The following is an 18,997-nucleotide window of genomic DNA, read 5'->3' on the forward strand; positions in this document are numbered from 1 at the left end:
CTCAGTGCTCCGATTTTGCCGGGAAGGTCTGGAAGGCGATCTGGCGCTCAATCGGATAGACCTCGCGTCCGGTCAGTTCACGCAGCAGTACAGAGTTGCGGTAGCAAGCCATGCCGAGGTCCGGCGTGACAAAGCCGTGGGTATGCAGTTCGGCGTTCTGTACGAAAATCTGATTATGATGATCGATGCTGTAGTTGCGCTGCACGTCGTAGCGGCCTTTGTCATCCCAGCGCAGGCGTGCGGTAATGCCCTCTAAAAACATCGGTGGCTGATAGTGATAGCCGGTCGCCATCACCAGTCCTTCAGTGCGACGGGTGAAGGTGCAATCCTGCTCCTCCTGATGCAGCGTCAGCTCGAATTCGCCCTGCGGCAGCCAGCGCATCGCGGTCAGCGCCGAGTGGGTAAACAGGTTGACGTTGAGATCGCCGTCGAGCTGTTTGACATACATCAGGTCATAAATGTCATTGATTAAGCTGCTGTTGATGCCTTTGTAGAGATTCTTATGGCGCGCATTCAGCTCATCACGGGTGGTGGCGGGCAGGGCGTGGAAATAGTCGACCCACTCTGGTGAGGTCATCTCCAGCGTGAGCTTGGTGTACTCCAGCGGATAGAAGCGCGGCGCGCGGGTGATCCAGTTGAGCTGATAACCAAAGCGGTCAATATCGGTCAGCAGGTCGTAGTAAATTTCTGCGGCGCTCTGGCCGCTGCCCAGTACGGTAATTGAACGCTTCTGCTGCAGTTCTGCTTTGTTAGCCAGATAGTGGCTGGAGTGCGTCAGGCGCTGACGATGCGGCTGGCTGCACGCTGGCATCCAGGCTTTAGGCCCGGTGCCGAGAACCAGATGACGCGCCTGATAGCGCAGTTTTTCACCCGTTCGGGTGTCGGTCACCTGAAGGTGATAGATCCCGGTGGCCTCATCATGGCTGACATACTCGACATGACTGTTCCAGCGCAGATTGGAGAGCCGCGAGCTGGCCCACTGGCAGTACTGGTTATACTCTTTGCGCATCAGGAAGAAATCTTCACGGATATAAAAAGAGTATAACTTTCCCTTTTCCTTCATGTAGTTGAGCAGACTATACGGGCTGGTGGGGTCGGCAAGCGTCACCAGGTCGGCCATAAACGGCGTCTGAAGATGCGCATTTTCCAGCATCATGCCGGTGTGCCAGTCAAAGCCCGGATTCTCATCCAGGAAGAGACCATTCAGCCCCTCAACCGGCTCGCTCAGACAGGCCAGGCTCAGGTTGAACGGGCCGATGCCGATACCAATAAAATCGTAAACAGGATTATTCATTTCAGATCTCTCCATGATTCGCCGCGCTCAGCGCAGAGGCACGCACCTGTTCGCGGCCATAGTGCGCAATCAGGCTCAGTACATCTTCAATGTCGGCAGTGGTCGTGGTGGGATTTAACAGGGTAAATTTCAGATACTGACGCCCGTCGACTTTTGTGCCCGCAATCACCGCATTACCGGAACGGAACAGCGCTTTACGGATGGCAGCGTTGATCTCGTCGATCTGCGCGTCGCTGGCATGTTTGCCGGGAACGTAGCGGAAAATCTGGGTCGTCAGCTCAGGCGCATGCAGCACTTCAATGGCAGGATGCGCCGTTAACAGCTGGTGCGTGGCCTGGGTCAGATCTATCAGCGTATCGAAGGCGTCACCCAGCGCCGCGGGGCCCATCACACGCAGTGTCAGCCACATCTTCAGGGCGTCAAAACGGCGGGTGGTCTGAATACTTTTGTTCACCAGATTGGGCGTGCCTTCCTGCTGAGCGCTGAGTGGATTCAGGTAATCTGCATGGTGCGTGACATGCTTCAGGTCATGACTGTCGCGCACAAAGAAGGCGCCACAGCTGACAGTCTGGAAGAACGATTTGTGATAATCGACAGTGACGGAGTCAGCATGCTCAATGCCGTTAAGCCGTGCGCGATGATTCTCAGAAACCAGCAGGCCGCAGCCGTAAGCGGCGTCAACATGCATCCAGAGACCGTAATCGTCACAGAGACGGGCGATGTCGGGCAGCGGATCGATGCTGCCAAAGTCTGTGGTGCCGCTGGTGGCGACTACGGCAATCGGGATTAGCCCTTCACTGCGGCAGCGTACGATCTCTTTTTCCAGGCATTTTGCATCCATTCGGTAGTGGTCGTCGTGATCAACGGCGATAACCGCGTCATAGCCCAGACCCAGAATCGCCATCGACTTCTGAATGCTGAAGTGGCTGAGTTTCGAGGTAAATACCCGCCACTTCGGCGCTGTCTCCGGCAGGCCGCGATGTTTGATCAGATGCCCCGGATGATGTTCCGCGCACCAGCTGTCACGCGCCAGCAGCATTGCCATCAGATTGGACTGGGTGCCGCCGCTGGTAAAGATCCCATCCGATCCGGCAGGCAGACCAATACGGCTCAGCGTCCAGTCGATCACCTTCTGCTCAATCAGCGTGCCGCCGGCACTCTGATCCCAGGTATCGACCGAACTGTTCACTGCCGCCATAATCTGCTCGGCCATCAGAGAGGGCAGCACGACCGGGCAATTCAGATGCGCCAGGTATTTAGGGTGGTGGAACCAGACAGCGTCACGCAGATAGAGCTGACTCAGCTCTGCCAGCGCGTCATCGTTATTGCCCAGCGGACGATCGAGATCGACATCGCTGAACGCCGCCGCCAGTTCGTGGGGCAGAATCCCGCTGAAAGGCTTCTCTACGCCAGTAACGGTGCGCGTCATCAGCGACAGCACCTCCTGAGTCTGCTGCGACCAGGCCGCCAGTTGCTGATCGTTAAAAATAGCCGTTTCGGCTCCGCTGGCATTGGAGGCTGGCGCGAGGTCCAGTGCCGTCTGAGTGGATGAGCGTAAAAGCATTTTCAGTTCCTGTGCGTGAATATCAGTGACCCTGCCGACACCGCGTCAGCAGCGTTAGAAATCCGCTCAACAACTCCAGTAAACATAAAACTAACTAACCAGATAAAAACCCTGACCATTACGTGGGTTAGGGTTTTCACCTTAAAAAGAGAAAATACCGCATATTATTTGTGGATTTGGCAGCGTTTAACGCTTTGTTATATGCGGATGAGAGTGTAAATGTTAATCATTATCATTCAAATGTTTTGTTGTTAAATTTTATTTATTAGTATGTCTAATGTTGAAAATGTGACTCAGATCACTTTTTACGTTCGGAATAGTCCTTTTTTTATGGAAAATCAGGACCGGGTTGAACCAGAAATGAGGGGAGCAGTGGCGTTGTGCGTCAGCGTACGGGCAAAACAAAGGGGAGAAATGACTTTAATCGATATCAGGATTGGCGCGCTGCAGCCAGTAAGTGTGGGAATACCGGGGGTTCGGTCAGTCTGGTCGGGTGTGAAAAACCGGAAAAGGCGGAGGGCCTTTTCCGGTTAGCATTACAGCGGCTGATTACACTTCATTTGTTTCAGCAGGAACTTTCTTTTTGGCCATGAAGTTATAAACCACAAGCAGGCCAAAAATGCCGGTGATAATCAGGGTAATGGTTCCCTTATCCATAAAGTGCGCCATATTACCGAGCAGGATGCCTGTTACGCCAAAGTCCGTATCCGAGAAAGTGGTGTTTGTCAGTCCAATCTGTCCGAGCACCGGCAACAGGGCGACAGGCAGGAAGGTGATTAACAGGCCATGAGCGAAGGCGCCACAGATTGCTCCGCGTTTGCCGCCGGTCGCATTACCAAACACGCCAGCTGTCGCACCACAGAAGAAGTGAGGAACCACACCAGGCAGAATCAAGACCCAATGCAGCTGACCCAGGACAAACAGTCCGACCAGACCACCGACAAAGCTGGAGATAAAGCCAACCAGCACCGCATTCGGCGCATAGGGGAAGACAATCGGGCAATCGAGCGCGGGTCTGGCTTCCGGCACCAGTTTTTCTGAAAAGCCGGTAAAGGCCGGAACGATTTCAGCCAGAATTAAACGCACGCCCTGCAGGATAATAAAGACGCCTGCGGCAAAGGTAATGGCCTGAATGAAGGAATAAACGAGGTAGTTCTGACCATTGCTGAAGTTAGACTCTACGTACTCTTTACCGGCAGACACCGACAGGATTAAGTAAATAATCATCATCGTCAGGGAGATAGAGATTGTACTGTCGCGCAAAAAACTCAGGTTTTTTGGCATATTCATCTCTTCGGTGGATTTCGAACCTTTACCAACTAAAGAGCCGATCCAACCTGATAAGACATAACCTATTGTCCCGGTATGCGCCAGCGCGACATGGTCACCTCCGATGATCTTGCGAATATAGGGCTGAGCGATAGCCGGGAAGGTGGCCATCAGAATACCTAACAGCAGTGACCCGGTATAAATAAGCTGAATACCTTCAAAACCAGCAACCGATAAAATAATCGCGATCATACAGGCCATGTAAAACGTCACATGTCCTGACAGGTAGATATATTTGAGTCGGGTGAATCGGGCAACCACAATGTTGGCAACCATGCCGAAGGCCATGACCATGGTGGTTGGCGCGCCATATTTAGCCAGCGCGATAGAGACCATTGCTTCGTTATTTGGAATGATGCCCTGAACATCAAACGCATGTTTGAAAATGTCGCCCAGTGGCGTCAGGGAACCGACCAGAACGGTCGCGCCACCTGCCAGCACCAGAAAGCCCAGAATAGTTTTTACCGTGCCCTTAATCACATCTGGAAACGGCTTTTTCTGCGCAATCAGTCCGAAAAATGCCACCAGTCCGACCAGGATTGAGGGCACTTTCAGTACATCGACGACGAACTGCAAAAGATTTTGAGTAAACATATTAACCTCGAGGTAAGGCGTTTATCTGATTATTAGCGTCAGTTTTTCTCAAAATACTCGCGTATTTTTTGCTCCACTTCTTTCAGGTCGATAATATTGTTGATGATGATGACCTTCTGTTCCGGCAGGTTTGCGCTGTAGGCAATATCTTTTGCCATCACAAAAACATCCGCCACATCAGGCGTAACAGAACCAAGATCTGAATGTTCAACTTCCGCTTCAACGCCGATTGTTTTAAGCACTTTTTTGATGTTCATTTCCATCATAAAGCTGCTACCCAGGCCTGAACCACACACTGCCATAATCTTCATATCAAACCTCATTAACTGTTGATTAAAAGTCGCTTTTAACGGGCGGATCAGACGTCTGATAAAATCGTCATGAGCGCGTCCTGGCTGCTCGCATTAAAGATCCGAGCCATGATCTCTTCATCGGACAGCACTTCCGCCAGCTGGGAAATCATTTCGATATGGCTATTACTGTCCGGTGCCGCAAACATAAAAATCGCCTTTACCGGATCGTTCTCTTCAGAGTCAAAATTTACAGGTGTGCCCAGCAGCACAATCGACAAACCCAGTTTGTGCGCGCCCTGTTCCGGGCGCGCGTGAGGCATGGCAATCTGCGGCGCGATAACAAAAAAGGGACCGATCTCCTCTTTCTGTCGAATAATGGCATCAATATAATCCTGCGATATTGCGCCTTCACTGAGCAGAGGTCGCCCGGCTATCGCTATCGCTTCCTGCCAGTCCGCAACGCGTTCAACGTACTGGACTTTCTCATTGTTTAACCACTTCGCCAGGTGTGACATCGCTTTGATCTCCCTCAAAATGCCTGAGTATGTACAGTCAGTTTTTCAAAACTCCTGCTTCACCACTTTTTAACTGAGCCTGCTGACAACCGAAGCTCAGGATAATGAAGGGCTTAAGATGATTAAAAAAGCCTCTTCTCATAGTGTTACGAGAAAGTTCGTTGCTGACCGTGGACGTAAGGTTGTATTTCATCTTCGTCATCACATCTGTACATGTTGAAGATGTCTAGTCATCCTGATGATGTCCCTCGATGTGTATGGACACAACCTGTAAAGTCAAAATATCGCTGAATAGCCTTAACATCAGTGCCAACTTGATAAGTTGGTCACATATTCAGGTCGCCGAATTAGTACTTATCCGGCAATGTCAGGCAGAACTGTACTGATACGGATTGATGGCGTTCCACCTTCACGCATACAGGAAGACATTCGATGGCTGATGGCATCACAGAAAAGCAAAAAGAGGTTGTTGATTACATCCTCAATAAAATTAAGGATAATGGCCTTCTCCCCGGAGAAAAGCTGGATACCGAAATATCCATCGCAAAAAATATCGGCATTACCCGTGCGACGGTTCGTGAAGCGACACGTATTCTGGTTGAGCAGCAGAGAATTTATCGCGTCAAAGGTTCAGGTATCTTTGTGGGCTCTACTGAAGTGAGCAGTCAGGCGCACAGATATCATGTGCTTTCACCGTTTGATTTTCAGGCGCAACGAAAGGGGCATAAAGGCGTCAGGAAAATCATTTCGGTCAGCATAATTAAAGTCCCTTCAGCCGATATGGCGCAGGCGCTCCGTATTAAAAACAGCGATCAGATTTATAAAATTTTACGCCTGATGTGTTTCGATGATATCCCCGTGGCTCTGGAACATATTCACCTGCCGGTGAATATGTTTAATAGCCTGGAATTCAGCAAGCTGGAGGTCTCAAAATATGGCTATATTGAAGAGGTTACCGGTAAGAAAGTGCAGCTCAGGGATCAGCATCTGACGGCCGTGAATCTCGCTGATTCACAGACGCTGACTCTGCTTAATTTAGCGGAAGGGGATGCTGTCATTCAGCTCAATGAAACCGTTTATCTCGACGACGGCGTTCCCTGTGAAGTGAATGTGGCGCTTATCAACACCCGCTTTTTCCCGTTGAAACAAAACTCGCAACGGCCTTAGAAAATACGCTTTAGACACCTGTTTTTACGTATATCAACGCTATTACTTTGCGCAGACATCAACAGGCAAGCGATCCTGAATCAGCTGACTCCGGGATAGAGTTTGCGCTTTGGCGTGTAAGCAAGTATGCCAGGCAGCATGCTTTAATCAGCCGCTTTCGGTATCATCAGACAAAATGATCTTTCATCTAAAAATGAAATTGTTCAATATCATTATGATTTTAATTTACATGAGTAATTACTCGATGACTTAACTTGTTTTTTCGCTAAAACCCAAAGAAATGCCATCACTTGATTGATATCAAAAAATCTTCCAATACTCTCTTGCTAAAAAGATATAACAGATGATTATTACACTGTCTGATAATAAAAGGGAGTTAGTAATGGCTATTCCAGTTTAGCTATGGCTTATGGATGATAGTGGTAAGACCATAAAAGGAAGCGTTGATGTAAAAGGCAGAGAGGGAAGTATAGAAGTTAGCGAACTAATGCACTCTATTGAACAACCTACAGAGACTTTAACCGGAAAAATCACCGCAAAATGCTTACATAGTTCATTCTCATTTATGAAAGAAATTGATAGTTCTTCTCCCTGGCTTTACAAAGCCCTGTCTACGGGGCAGACACTAAAGTCAGCAGTATTTAAATTCTATAGAATAAATAATAACGGACAGGAGGAGGAGTATTTTCGAACCAGCCTTGAGAACATTAAGGTTACAGAAGTAGATTCCCTGATGATGGATGTTAAAAAACACCAGTGGGCCAGGCACAATCATGTTGAGTTTATTGATTTTTCCTATAAAAAATTACATGGCATTATCTGGACGGTAATGTCATTTATTCTGATTCATGGAATGAGAGGAAGGGATAATGGCATGGGAATATGATGTCACATCACACACCTTCAGCCGCAATGGTGAAACATACACCGCAGATTACGCCGGGGCGACAGGTTATAAGAATGATTTTTCTCAGGAATGTGTAAGCAGCAAAGGCCCACTACCCAGGGGTAATTATACCATTGGTTCTCCGCATAATTCAGTTCACACCGGAAAATATATTCTCGATCTCACACCCGCTTTGAGCAATGCCATGTGTGGCCGCTCTGCGTTTCGTATTCATGGAGCAAGCAAGAAGCATCCACTGGATTCATCTGAAGGTTGTATAATCGCTTCACTCAGTGTACGAAAAAGCATATGGGCAAGTGGTGACAGGGAGTTAAATGTTAAATGAAATCACTTCTTATCATTACAATATTTTCTCCTGCTGTGATGGCTGCTCAGATGACTGGCTTCGGCGCCAGTTATTATGATGACAAATCATCAGTCACTTATCACGACACACGCAAAGAATTAGTTCCCGAAGTAATCATTGGTGACAGGCTTTTTGCCATGGAGTTTAGCCGCCTTGAAGACATTGCAAAACAAACCGGAGCTGTAGTTAACCACGATAATCAGGCATCGTGGTTCTGCCTGACATCCAGAAATGTAAACTTCTGGTTTATTTCAGATAACGAGATGGGGCAGGGAGACTTAACGATGATAGCCATTGCGAGCGAGGGAACGAAAAAAGAGTGTTCTGAATATCAAGGGTATTTGAATGTCTCTGTTACAGGCATCCCTTTACTCAACGCATCTTCAGACACTCTGTTCTCGATGTTCTCCAGTAAGCCAGAAGGGAAAATTAACCAGTAATGCAATAATTCACGTCGATACGGAGAATTTACTCAGTTGAATTGCCTTCAATATTATCGTGAAAACAGCACAATCAAGGGCGTAATGATCAGCCAGGTTACGGCCAGTTAACAGTATTCCGGAGGCTACATGCTGTGTAGCCTCTGACTTGTACGAATGCTTACAAGACTTATTTTCCTGTCTCATTTTTCTGCCCCGTTAAGAGTCGACTCAATAATGCTCCATCCCTGATGAATGAAATTCCTGCAGTCGCGGCTAATAACAACTGTCATCTCTCCATACGTAAGACGATTTTCTGCAGACCTTTGCCAGTTCGCCGATTTTACTTACCTGAATATCAGGCATCGAAAAACGTTATACGCAAAATATCTGCCTGATTCCCTGTTTCAGAGCCCGTTTTCCCTCTTTCACTTCTCACTGTTCCCCATTATGACGAATTCAATAAAGCATAAAACAATATGATGTTTTACCAATTATCGACTGCGCAGCACACTGGTCCGCAACCGGAATGAACAAGGACCAGGTGAATGGCATATCGATTAAGTCTGTTAGATAAGGCGCCCGTGCTGCAGGGCGAGTCGCCTGTAGCAGCACTGCAGCGTACGCTGCAGTTGGCACAGCTAGCAGAGGAGTGGGGTTATCACCGCTTCTGGCTGGCGGAACATCACAACACCGCGCAGCTGGCCAGTCCTTCACCTGAGGTATTGATTGCCTGGATCATTGCCCAGACCCGCCATATTCGTGTCGGATCGGGCGGGGTGATGTTGCAGCACTACAGCCCGTATAAAGTGGCGGAAAACTTTAACCTGCTCGCCTCACTGGCACCGGGCCGCATTGATATTGGTGTCGGCAAAGCGCCGGGCGGACTGCCACTTTCCACACATGCACTGCAACAGGGTGTCGATGCGGCTAAAAAAGGGAGCTTTGCCGAACAGCTTCAACTGCTGGATAGCTGGCTTAAACCCACACAGGCGCAGCCTGATGTCGAAGGTTTAGCCGCGACGCCGCTGCCATCACGTCCTGCTAACCGATTTTTGCTGGGCGCCAGTGAAGAGAGCGCCCGGCTGGCGGCAAGTCTGGGCTGGCAGTTTGTCTTTGCAGCTCATCTCAATGGCGACCGCCAGTTGCTGGAGCATGCACTGAGTACTTTCTCTCACCTCAGTAACGGCCAGCGCGCTCTGGTGGCTGTTCAGGTAGTGGTGGCCGACTCGCCCGCCCAGGCTGACCTGCTGGTTTCCACGCTGCGTCATTATCATGTGTCGGTGAAAGGCGGACCTGGCGTTAACGTCGCGAGTCTGGAACAGGCTGAGCGCTATGTGCGGCAGGGTGGATATCGCGATTATCAGATTGAGCCGCGCACACCGTCACTGCTGAAAGGCACCGCAGCACAGGTTCATGCCCAGCTTGATGCGTTGCACCATAATTTCGACATTGATGAGTTCGTTATCGACACGCCGATTACCGAGCCGGTTGCCCGCCTGCAGTCACTGGAGTTGCTGGCTACACATCATCTGGTTGCAGCCTGAGTCTGAGTGGAGAGTCATCATGAGCAATGCATCACAACTGATTGAATGGCGGCGTGAACTGCACACCTGGCCAGAGCTGTCGGGTCAGGAGTTCGCCACCACCGCCCGGCTGCGGGGCTGGTTGCAGGCGTCGGGCATCAGGCTGCTCGACTATCCCCTTGAGACGGGTCTTGTGGCGGAAATTGGCAGCGGAGAGACCGTCATCGCCCTGCGCGCCGACATCGATGCGTTGCCAATCCATGAAGCGAGCGGTGTGCGTTTTCACTCCCGTCATCCCGGTGTGATGCACGCCTGCGGTCACGACCTCCATAGCGCTGTGATGCTGGGCGCGGCGTTACAGCTTAACGACCAGGCCGATCAGTTGCCTGGTCGGGTGCGCATCCTCTTTCAGCCCGCTGAAGAGATTGCTCGCGGAGCACGCCAGTTTATCGAGGCGGGCGTGCTGGATGAGGTGCAGGCTATTTTCGGCATGCACAACGAGCCTTCACTGCCTGTTGGTACGTTTGCTACCCGCAGCGGGGCGTTTTACGCCAATACGGACAAATTTATTATTCGCGTCACCGGCAAAGGCGCACATGCCGCGTATCCGGAGCAGGGCGTGGACAGTATTGTCACCGCCAGCCAGATCATCCAGGCCTTACAGGGACTCACCAGCCGCAGCTTTAGTGCGCTGGACAGTCTGGTGCTGAGCATTACCCGCATCGACGGCGGCAAAAGCTGGAACGTATTGCCGGGCGGCGTTGAGTTTGGCGGCACCGCCCGCACGCACGATTTACAACTGCGTGCCGAACTGGAACAGCGGGTGCGTACGCTGGTTGAGCACTTTGCTGAAGCCAATGGCGCGCAGGCGACCCTGAGCTGGCATCCCGGCCCGCCAGTGCTAATCAACGATGCGCACTGGGCAACCTTCAGCAGTGACGTCGCGCAGCAGGCTGGCTATCGGGTGCAGTCCGCCGAACTGCATCTGCTGGGTGAGGATTTTGCGTTCTATCTGCAACAGGTGCCAGGCGCGTTTGTCAGTATCGGCAGCGCCAGTGATTTTGGTCTGCACCATGCCAGTTTTACCCCGGATGAGGCGCTGATTGCCCCCGCCGCCGACTACTTCGCCCGACTGGCACGCCAGGCGCTGCAACACCTCAATGCGCGATGTCGGGACGCCATTCTGAACTGAATTCATCTGCAGCCCGCCAAAACACGGGGGTTCTGAGAACCCTCGTCGGGCATCGCTACGACTAAAAAAGAGAGAGCATCATGACCACAAGACAACTTCGGCTGGGCACTATTCTGCATGGCGCATCGGGAAACATGTCTGCCTGGCGCCATCCCGCGGCGCAGGCCGATGCCAGTATTAATCTGGAGTACGCCAAAAAAATCGCCCGCAAGGCGGAGCAGGGCAAGCTCGATTTTCTGTTTGTTGCCGACGGGTTGTTTATCAATGAGAAATCGATCCCGCACTTTCTCAATCGTTTTGAACCGCTGACGCTGCTCTCTGCACTGGCGGGCGTTACAGAATATCTGGGGCTGGTCGGCACCGTTTCCACTTCTTATAGCGAGCCGTTCACGGTAGCGCGTCAGTTTGCCAGCCTCGATCACCTCAGCGGCGGGCGTGCGGGCTGGAACGTTGTTACCTCGCCGCTGGAGGGTTCCGCCAAAAACTTTTCCCGCGAGAAACACCCGGAACACGCGTTGCGTTACCGCATTGCCGACGAGTATCTGCAGGTAGTGAAAGGCTTGTGGGATTCGTGGGAGCAGGATGCCTTTGTGCGCAACAAGGAGAGCGGGCAGTTCTTCGATCCGGCGAAGCTGCACACGCTCGATCATCATGGCGACTTCTTCCAGGTGCAGGGACCGCTAAACATCGCCCGCACGCCGCAGGGCCGTCCGATTATCTTCCAGGCGGGTGCGTCCGACGACGGTAAAAAGCTGGCGGCGCGTCATGCTGACGCCATCTTTACCCATCAGCCCACCCGCGAAGAAGCGCAGGCGTTTTATCAGGATGTGAAACAGCAGCTGGTAGCGAACGGTCGTCAGCCAGAGGATCTTCACATCTTCCAGGGTGTCAGCGTGATCGTGGGCGATGATGCGGAAGACATAGAGCGCCAGTATCAGACCACGGCGGCGCTGGTATCGATTACCGATGCCCTTAACTACCTTGGTCGTTTCTTTGACCACCACGACTTTTCTCAATATCCGCTGGATCAGCCGTTCCCGGACATCGGCGACATTGGTCAGAACAGCTTCCGCAGCACCACCGACGAGATCAAACGCAAAGCACAGCAGCATGGCCATACGCTGCGCCAGGCGGCACTGGAAGCCGCAACGCCACGTCCGCTGTTTCACGGTACGCCGGAAGAGGTCGCGGATGGCCTGCAGCTCTGGTTCGAAACCCACGCCACAGACGGCTTCATTATCAATGGCGGCACACCCGACACCTTTGAACGGTTTGTTGACCGCGTGGTGCCGATTCTGCAGGCTCGCGGCCTGACGCGCCGCGACTACCCGGGCAGTACGCTGCGCGACAGCTTCGCCCTGAAGCAACCCGTTAATCAGTTCACCTCACAATAAGAGCCTGCGTCATGAAAAAAACATCGCGTCTTCTTGCCCTGCTTATTCTGACCGCCAGCAGCCATGCGCTGGCTGAAGGCACCAGCGTGTCCTATAACGGCCAGCGCGTCAGCCTGGAAGCCAATAAAGCGCCGATTAATACGGTGAAGAATCCTGACGCCATCGCGCAACTGCCCGCGGGACATCACTTTGTAGTGCCGGGCTCCTTTACCGTGGCCGTGGCGGCGCAGAACTCTCCGCCGCTGACGGTATTTTCCGATGACAACAAAACCTTGCTCGGCAGCGAGGTGGATATTGCCCGACTGGTTGCGGATAGCCTGGGATTAAAACTCAATGTCGTGCCGACGTCGTGGGAAGGCTGGCCGCTGGGTGTGGCCTCGGGCAAGTATGATGCGGCGATCTCCAACATTACCGTGACTAAAGAGCGCAAAGAGAAGTTCGACTTCGCCACCTATCGCAAAGACTCACTCGGCTTCTATGTCAAAACCAGCAGCCCGATTAAGTCACTGACCAAAGCGGAAGACATTGCCGGATTGCGGATCATTGTGGGATCCGGCACCAATCAGGAGGCGATTCTGCTGGCGTGGGATAAAGAGAATCAGGCAAAGGGTCTGAAGGGCTTTACCCCGATCTACGCCAAAGATGACGCCGCCCAGACGCTGGCACTGCAGGCGGGGCGGGCCGATGCCTGGTTTGGTCCTAACGTCATTGGTGCCTGGAAAGCGGCACTGACCGGTAAAACCCGGCTGATCGGCAGTGTGGATGGTGGCTGGCCAAAAGCGGCGCACATTGCCGTTACGGTGAAAAAAGGCAGCGGCCTTGCAGAACCGATCAGCACTGCGCTGAATGGCGTCATCAGCAATGGTGATTATCAGAAGGTGCTGAACCGCTGGGGTGAAGGCGTGGAGCATATCGATCGTTCTGAAATTAACCCCGCCGGGCTGGGCGACTAAGGAGCTGAGCATGAGTGAATCGACTTTCCGCGAAGTTTCGCCCGAGGCCCCCGAGCTGCAACCGATTCTGGGTGGTCTGTTTGGTGAATATTCGGCACGTTATGGCGACTTCTTTTCCCGCCGTAACGAGCAGGAGCAGGAGCTGACGGAATGGTATCTGCCGCCGCAGGGGCTGTTTATTGTGCTGGAACGCGACGGCGAAATCATTGCGATGGGCGCTTATAAACCTTATGACCCACAGACCGCTGAGCTGAAGCGCATCTGGACCCGCAGCGATCTGCGCCGTCAGGGGCTGGCGCTGGTGGTGTTGCAGGAACTGGAACGGCGCGCGCTGCAGGCGGGCTATCAGCGGCTGTTTCTCACCACCGGCTTTCGCCAGCCAGAGGCGGTGCGGCTTTATACCGGTCACGGCTATCAGCCACAGTTCGATCTGAGCGGCGATCTGGAGCGTTACGGCCAGCCGCCACATGACGGGCGACTGCGTTTTATTAAAGTAATCGGCGTTTATAACGTCGCTGAGGCGAGTTAAGGAGTGACGATGAGCAAACATCAACATCTACAGGTGGTCCCGGCACGTTATCCGGCGCGCACCGCCGGCGCTATTCTGGCGCTGTTTATCCTGGCGGGTGTGGTGCAGTCAGTGGCCTTTAACCCGCGCTGGGAATGGGGCGTGTTTGCCCGCTGGTTTTTCGATCCGGTGATCCTGCACGGTCTGGGTCAGACGCTACTGCTGACCCTGCTGGGCACGATATTCAGCCTCTTTTTCGGCGGTCTGCTGGCGCTGGCACGTCTCTCCTCATCGTGGCTGCTGAGCACGCTGGCGTGGGGCTACATCTGGCTGTTCCGTTCGCTGCCGCTGATCGTGGTGCTGATCATTCTCTATAACTTCTCCTACCTCTACGACACGCTGTCGATCGGCATTCCATTTACCGGCCTGTCGTGGGGCGCATTTCAGACGATTAATGTGCTGGGCCAGTTCCCGGCGGCGGTAATTGGTCTGACGCTGGTGCAGGCGGCTTACAGTGCAGAAATTATCCGCGGCGGGATCCTCGGCGTCGATCACGGGCAGGTTGAAGCCGCCTCCGCGCTGGGGCTTTCCGCCTCACGCCGGACCTTCCGCATCATTCTGCCGCAGGCGCTGCGCGCCATTATTCCGACCGCATTCAACGAGATCATCAGTCTGGCAAAAGGGACTTCGATGGTTTACGTGCTGGCGATGCCGGAGCTGTTTTATACCATTCAGATGATTTACAACCGTAATCAGGAAGTGATCCCGCTGCTGATGGTCGGTGCCGCCTGGTATCTGATTATCACCACCGTCCTGTCCGTGATTCAGTATTACGTTGAGCGCTGGCTGGCCCGCAGCGTGAACCGTGAGCCGCAGCCTTCGCGCTGGCAACAATGGCGCAATCGCGTCACGCCACTTCATCCGACCGAGGAGATCAGCCATGTCCGAAGCCATTGATTACCGCACTTCTCACACAACAGGTGCCATCACTATTACCGGCGTGACCAAGCGTTTTGGTAAACACAAAGCACTGGATGATGTTTCGCTGTCGCTGGAACCCGGTTCGGTCACGGTGATTCTGGGGCCATCCGGCTCCGGCAAATCCACGCTGCTGCGCACCATCAATCATCTGGAGCGGGTCGACGAGGGATTCATTCAGATCGATGGCGACTATATCGGCTATCAGCAGCGCGGCGACAAGCTGTATGAACTCAAAGAGAAGGCGATTCTGCGGCAGCGTATCAACGTCGGCTACGTGTTCCAGAACTTCAATCTGTTTCCGCACCTCAGTGTGCTGGATAATCTGATTGAAGCGCCGATTGCCCATCGTCAGCTGACGAAATCTGAAGCGATAGCGCGGGCGGGTGAACTGCTGGACATTGTCGGCCTGCGCCATAAATCCGATGCCTGGCCGCGTCATCTGTCGGGCGGGCAGCAGCAGCGTATCGCCATTGCGCGCGCACTGATGCTCAATCCCCGCGTGATGCTGTTCGATGAGCCGACCTCGGCGCTGGATCCGGAGCTGGTCGGTGAAGTGCTCGACGTGATCAAAAAGCTCGCGCGTTCCGGCTCCACGCTGGTGATTGTGACCCATGAGATCGGCTTTGCCCGTGAAGTGGCGGACAACGTGGTCTTTATGGTGGATGGCCGGATTGTTGAGCAGGGCAGCACGACGCAGGTACTGAACAATCCGCGCCATGAGCGCACCCGCCGTTTCCTGGCGCGCGTGTTATGAGGGCGCTGACCTTAACAGCGCTGACGCTGCTCCCGGTGCTGAGCTGTTCGGCTGCGGAGAAGCTCGATGTGCTGAAAAATGAGACGCCAATCCATGCCCCGGCGAATCCGCAGGCGATCGCGAAAATCCCGGCTGGCTTTCACTTTATACAACCCGGTACGCTGACGGTGGCGACCGCCGCGACTAATTCTCCGCCGCTGTCGCTGCTGGCGTCTGACAACGTCACGCGGATCGGCAGCGATCCGGACATTGCCAGGCTGCTGGCTGACAGTCTGGGGTTAAAGCTGAAGCTGGTTCCGGCCTCGTGGGAAGACTGGCCGCTGGGCATCAGCGCCGGACGTTATGATGTCGCCATGTTTAATATTGCCGTTACCGAAGAGCGTAAGAAGAAGTTCGATTTCGCAACCTATCGCGCTGATAACCACGCCTTTGCGGTAAAAAGCGACAGTAAAATCAGCCAGATAAACAGCCCGCCTGATATTGCCGGTAAGCGGATTATCGTTTCGTCGGGCACCAATCAGGAGCGCATCTTGCTGAGCTGGGATCAGCAGAATCGGGCCAATGGTCTGCCTGCGGTGACGCCAGTCTATCTAACCGATGATGCCTCAGCGACGCTGACGCTGCTGTCGGGACGAGCCGATGCGATCTTTGGTCCGCACTCGATGGCCGCCTGGAAAGTGGCCTCACGCGGACAGACAAAGCTGGTTGGCAGCGGTCCATTTCGCGCCTGGGTTGCCGTGACCACCAAAAAGGGCAATGGGCTGGCACCGGCTTTACAAGCCGCTCTGGATGGCACCATTACAGGTGGGCAGTATCAGCAGGTGCTGGCCCGCTGGGGTGAACAGGATGAAGCGGTTACACACTCCACGGTGAATCCACCGGGCATTGTTTACTGAGGCTACAGAACCGGCTCTCCTGCTGAAGCCGGTTCTGCAATTTAATGCCCACAGAATTGAACTACACTCTCCAGCGTTAGTGATTTATCCTGCCCGCCTGTTTTCGTAAAAATCCTCACTGCGTGGCGGAGTAATTGACCTGGAAGCCCCATGAAAATCAGATTCCTTTCTGCCAATGAGCCAAAACTGGCTGAGGTGCGCAAAATACTCGAACCCATCGGGGTCGAAGTTCTGCCCATCGCCCGTCGCATCGAAGAAATTCAGACTGAAAACGAGCTGGACCTGGTGCGCGATAAACTGACCAAAGCTTTTTCGCTGATTGGGCGGCCACTGTTTGTGGAGCATACCGGCCTCTATCTGGACGGCCTGAATGGTCTGCCGGCCGGTCTGACCCGCATCTTCTGGAACCGCCTGGACGCAGAGCGCTTTACCGCGCTGGTGCAGGGGCTGGACAGCCAGGCCGTGACGGCCAAAACGGTGCTCGGCTACTGCGACGGCCGCAAAATGTATCAGTTCTCGGGTGAACTGCGCGGCACCATCGCCCCTAAACCTGCAGGAACGCGCGGCTTTCAATGGGATTGCGTGTTTATTCCCGAAGGCTATGAGCAGACCTTTGCAGAAATGGGCGAACTCAAGAACGAGATCTCAATGCGGCGCATCGCGCTGGATCGCTTCGCCACCTTTTTAAAAACCTCGCGGGGAGTGGCATGAAACCTGAACTCAAACGCGCCTATGATTCCGGCAAACTGATTCTTTTTGCCGGTGCCGGTATTTCGCGCAATTTTGGCTTACCCGAGTGGCATGAACTGATTGCTCACCTCGCAAATGAGCTGGGCTACGATCCTAAGATTTTTAATACCTACGGCACGCATCTGTCGCTGGCGGAATATTACAAACAGAAGAAAGGTTCACTTGGCCCGCTGCGCAGCTGGATGGATCGCGAGTGGCACCGCCCGGATATCGATGTCCGGTCTTCAGAAATTCACACCATGATTACTCAGGGTAATTTCTCGCGTATCTACACTACCAACTACGATCGCTGGCTGGAAGCAGCGCACGATGCGCACGGTGTTCCCTATTATAAAGTGGCGAACGCCGCTGACCTGGTCTCACTGACCGAAGATAAACGTCACATTATCAAACTGCACGGTGACTTCGATGATGACACCTCTATCGTGCTTGATGAGAGCAGCTATTTTGAACGCCTCTATTTCGACTCACCGCTCGACATCAAACTGACCCATGACGTAATGGGCAACTCTGTGCTGTTTGTCGGCTATAGCATCAGCGATTTCAACATCCGCCTGCTGTTTTACCGTCTGACCAAGATGTGGGGCCGCACCGGGCTGGCGACAGCCCGGCCCAAATCGTATCTGTTCACTAACCGTAATAACCCGGTAGCCAAAGAGGTGCTGGGGCAGTGGGGGATCGAGGTGATCGTTTCCGAAGAAGACGATCCGCGTAAGGCGCTGGCGATGTTCCTTGAAGAGCTGCTGGTGTAGTCAGCCTGGCTTCTGGCAGAGAAGCGGCAGGAAAAAGAAAAAAACCTGCGCCCGGTTAAGGTTAGCCTGCGCGTAGCAAGTAAACTTGATTCTCTGCTGGCAAAGCATAACCGGCATGATATACTGTATGTATACACAGTACCTGAGGGCGAAAAGATGGCTGTTGAAACAAAATTTGTTGTAGTCAGAAAGGGTGAAGAGAAGATGACGTTTGCCAATAAGAAAGAGGCCGATGCCTACGACAAAATGCTCGATATGGCCGAAGCCTTTACTGACTGGCTGTTACAGCATCAACCTGCACTGGATGAATCTCAGGCAGAAACGCTGGGCCTGCTGATTGCAGAGCAGAAAGACACAGTGCAGCATATTCTGCGTACCAGCAAACTGCCGGACGTGTCCGCAGGCGCGACGAAGCCTGAAGCCGTGGCAGATAATGGTGCGGATGAGCAGGTGGAAGAGCCTGCTGCGAAGAAAGTACGCCCCGTTAAAGCTGCGTAATTGCCACAACGCCGGAAGCGACCCTCCCGGCGTTGTTGTTTCTAATTAACGGATTTATCCGACCTTTTGTCAGGACATACAAAACACATCCTCCTGTCATTTCCTTGTGCTGAATGCCCGCCTGCAATCTCCCTGTAAATCACGCAAATCAACCAGCTACATTTTTGAACTCAGCGCTATAGCATCAATCAGGATTCAATAATCTGGATTTTTGATCATTCATTTTTAAGCTTTGACGCCGTTTGCGTATTTTAACTCTACGCATAAACATCATCAGTCTTAATTGAATGAATTAGCAAGAAAACTAATATGATATTCTCCTGGTGATTTCTTACCTCATTTTAAATATTAATTAACACCAGTCA

The 18,997-nt window shown here is 52.8% G+C and carries 19 protein-coding genes and 1 pseudogene; 15 read left to right on the forward strand and 5 right to left on the reverse strand.

Annotation, left to right across the window (positions count from 1 at the left end):
* Position 1: 1 nt before the first annotated feature.
* The 5 genes from NIM72_RS01900 to NIM72_RS01920 all read right to left on the reverse strand — a co-directional run bounded on the left by NIM72_RS01900 (position 2) and on the right by NIM72_RS01920 (position 5,589).
* Positions 2-1,294, reverse strand: a complete 1,293-nt coding sequence (locus tag NIM72_RS01900; RefSeq protein ID WP_253418152.1) for a lysine N(6)-hydroxylase/L-ornithine N(5)-oxygenase family protein — start codon at positions 1,292-1,294, stop codon at positions 2-4.
* A gap of 1 nt (position 1,295) precedes the next feature.
* Positions 1,296-2,858: an aspartate aminotransferase family protein gene (locus tag NIM72_RS01905; protein ID WP_253418154.1), complete on the reverse strand. Its 1,563-nt coding sequence runs from the start codon at positions 2,856-2,858 to the stop codon at positions 1,296-1,298.
* A gap of 549 nt (positions 2,859-3,407) precedes the next feature.
* On the reverse strand, positions 3,408-4,781 hold the full coding sequence (locus NIM72_RS01910) for a PTS ascorbate transporter subunit IIC (protein WP_253418156.1): 1,374 nt from the start codon (positions 4,779-4,781) through the stop codon (positions 3,408-3,410).
* A 38-nt stretch (positions 4,782-4,819) separates the two neighbouring features.
* Complete coding sequence (locus NIM72_RS01915) at positions 4,820-5,092, reverse strand: PTS sugar transporter subunit IIB (RefSeq protein WP_003855084.1); 273 nt, start codon at positions 5,090-5,092, stop codon at positions 4,820-4,822.
* Between the two features lie 47 nt (positions 5,093-5,139).
* Positions 5,140-5,589: a PTS sugar transporter subunit IIA gene (locus NIM72_RS01920; RefSeq protein WP_222925736.1), complete on the reverse strand. Its 450-nt coding sequence runs from the start codon at positions 5,587-5,589 to the stop codon at positions 5,140-5,142.
* A 432-nt stretch (positions 5,590-6,021) separates the two neighbouring features.
* Between NIM72_RS01920 and NIM72_RS01925 the strand changes: the two genes are divergently transcribed.
* The 15 genes and pseudogenes from NIM72_RS01925 (at position 6,022) to NIM72_RS01995 (ending at position 18,632) form a co-directional block, all read left to right on the forward strand.
* Positions 6,022-6,756 (forward strand): GntR family transcriptional regulator, encoded by a 735-nt coding sequence (locus tag NIM72_RS01925; protein ID WP_253418158.1) that lies wholly within the window; start codon positions 6,022-6,024, stop codon positions 6,754-6,756.
* Positions 6,757-7,165: 409 nt separating this feature from the next.
* Positions 7,166-7,626 (forward strand): annotated as a pseudogene (tssD, locus tag NIM72_RS01930) (type VI secretion system tube protein TssD).
* Positions 7,626-7,988, forward strand: coding sequence for a tlde1 domain-containing protein (locus NIM72_RS01935; RefSeq protein ID WP_253418160.1), 363 nt, complete (start codon positions 7,626-7,628; stop codon positions 7,986-7,988). Before tssD ends, NIM72_RS01935 begins: the two are co-directional and overlap by 1 nt.
* Positions 7,985-8,449: a hypothetical protein gene (locus NIM72_RS01940; protein WP_253418161.1), complete on the forward strand. Its 465-nt coding sequence runs from the start codon at positions 7,985-7,987 to the stop codon at positions 8,447-8,449. Before NIM72_RS01935 ends, NIM72_RS01940 begins: the two co-directional genes overlap by 4 nt.
* Positions 8,450-8,976: 527 nt before the next feature.
* Positions 8,977-9,975 carry an MsnO8 family LLM class oxidoreductase gene (locus tag NIM72_RS01945; protein ID WP_222925740.1) on the forward strand — a complete coding sequence of 333 codons (999 nt, stop codon included), beginning with the start codon at positions 8,977-8,979 and terminating at the stop codon, positions 9,973-9,975.
* A gap of 19 nt (positions 9,976-9,994) precedes the next feature.
* The gene (locus NIM72_RS01950; RefSeq protein WP_253418163.1) at positions 9,995-11,146 is read left to right on the forward strand and encodes an amidohydrolase; all 1,152 of its coding nucleotides are present in this window, start codon (positions 9,995-9,997) and stop codon (positions 11,144-11,146) included.
* A gap of 80 nt (positions 11,147-11,226) precedes the next feature.
* Positions 11,227-12,540 carry an LLM class flavin-dependent oxidoreductase gene (locus NIM72_RS01955; protein ID WP_253418165.1) on the forward strand — a complete coding sequence of 438 codons (1,314 nt, stop codon included), beginning with the start codon at positions 11,227-11,229 and terminating at the stop codon, positions 12,538-12,540.
* Between the two features lie 11 nt (positions 12,541-12,551).
* The gene (locus tag NIM72_RS01960; protein WP_161736790.1) at positions 12,552-13,493 is read left to right on the forward strand and encodes an ABC transporter substrate-binding protein; all 942 of its coding nucleotides are present in this window, start codon (positions 12,552-12,554) and stop codon (positions 13,491-13,493) included.
* Positions 13,494-13,503: 10 nt separating this feature from the next.
* Positions 13,504-14,022: a GNAT family N-acetyltransferase gene (locus NIM72_RS01965; protein ID WP_098050091.1), complete on the forward strand. Its 519-nt coding sequence runs from the start codon at positions 13,504-13,506 to the stop codon at positions 14,020-14,022.
* Positions 14,023-14,031: 9 nt separating this feature from the next.
* Positions 14,032-14,958 (forward strand): amino acid ABC transporter permease, encoded by a 927-nt coding sequence (locus NIM72_RS01970; RefSeq protein ID WP_253418167.1) that lies wholly within the window; start codon positions 14,032-14,034, stop codon positions 14,956-14,958.
* Positions 14,942-15,736, forward strand: coding sequence for an amino acid ABC transporter ATP-binding protein (locus tag NIM72_RS01975; protein WP_253418169.1), 795 nt, complete (start codon positions 14,942-14,944; stop codon positions 15,734-15,736). The genes NIM72_RS01970 and NIM72_RS01975 overlap by 17 nt, the downstream gene beginning before the upstream one ends.
* Positions 15,733-16,632 (forward strand): ABC transporter substrate-binding protein, encoded by a 900-nt coding sequence (locus tag NIM72_RS01980; RefSeq protein ID WP_161736793.1) that lies wholly within the window; start codon positions 15,733-15,735, stop codon positions 16,630-16,632. The genes NIM72_RS01975 and NIM72_RS01980 overlap by 4 nt, the downstream gene beginning before the upstream one ends.
* 150 nt (positions 16,633-16,782) lie before the next feature.
* The gene (locus NIM72_RS01985) at positions 16,783-17,343 is read left to right on the forward strand and encodes a non-canonical purine NTP pyrophosphatase (protein ID WP_161736794.1); all 561 of its coding nucleotides are present in this window, start codon (positions 16,783-16,785) and stop codon (positions 17,341-17,343) included.
* Positions 17,340-18,134 carry an SIR2 family protein gene (locus NIM72_RS01990; RefSeq protein ID WP_003855101.1) on the forward strand — a complete coding sequence of 265 codons (795 nt, stop codon included), beginning with the start codon at positions 17,340-17,342 and terminating at the stop codon, positions 18,132-18,134. The genes NIM72_RS01985 and NIM72_RS01990 overlap by 4 nt, the downstream gene beginning before the upstream one ends.
* Positions 18,135-18,290: 156 nt before the next feature.
* Entirely contained in the window at positions 18,291-18,632 is a 342-nt protein-coding gene (locus NIM72_RS01995) for a YebG family protein (RefSeq protein ID WP_161736795.1), read from the forward strand.
* The last annotated feature ends 365 nt before the right edge of the window (positions 18,633-18,997 follow it).

This window comes from Pantoea sp. B550, from assembly GCF_024158165.1.
GTDB classification, from domain to species: Bacteria; Pseudomonadota; Gammaproteobacteria; order Enterobacterales; family Enterobacteriaceae; genus Pantoea; species Pantoea alfalfae.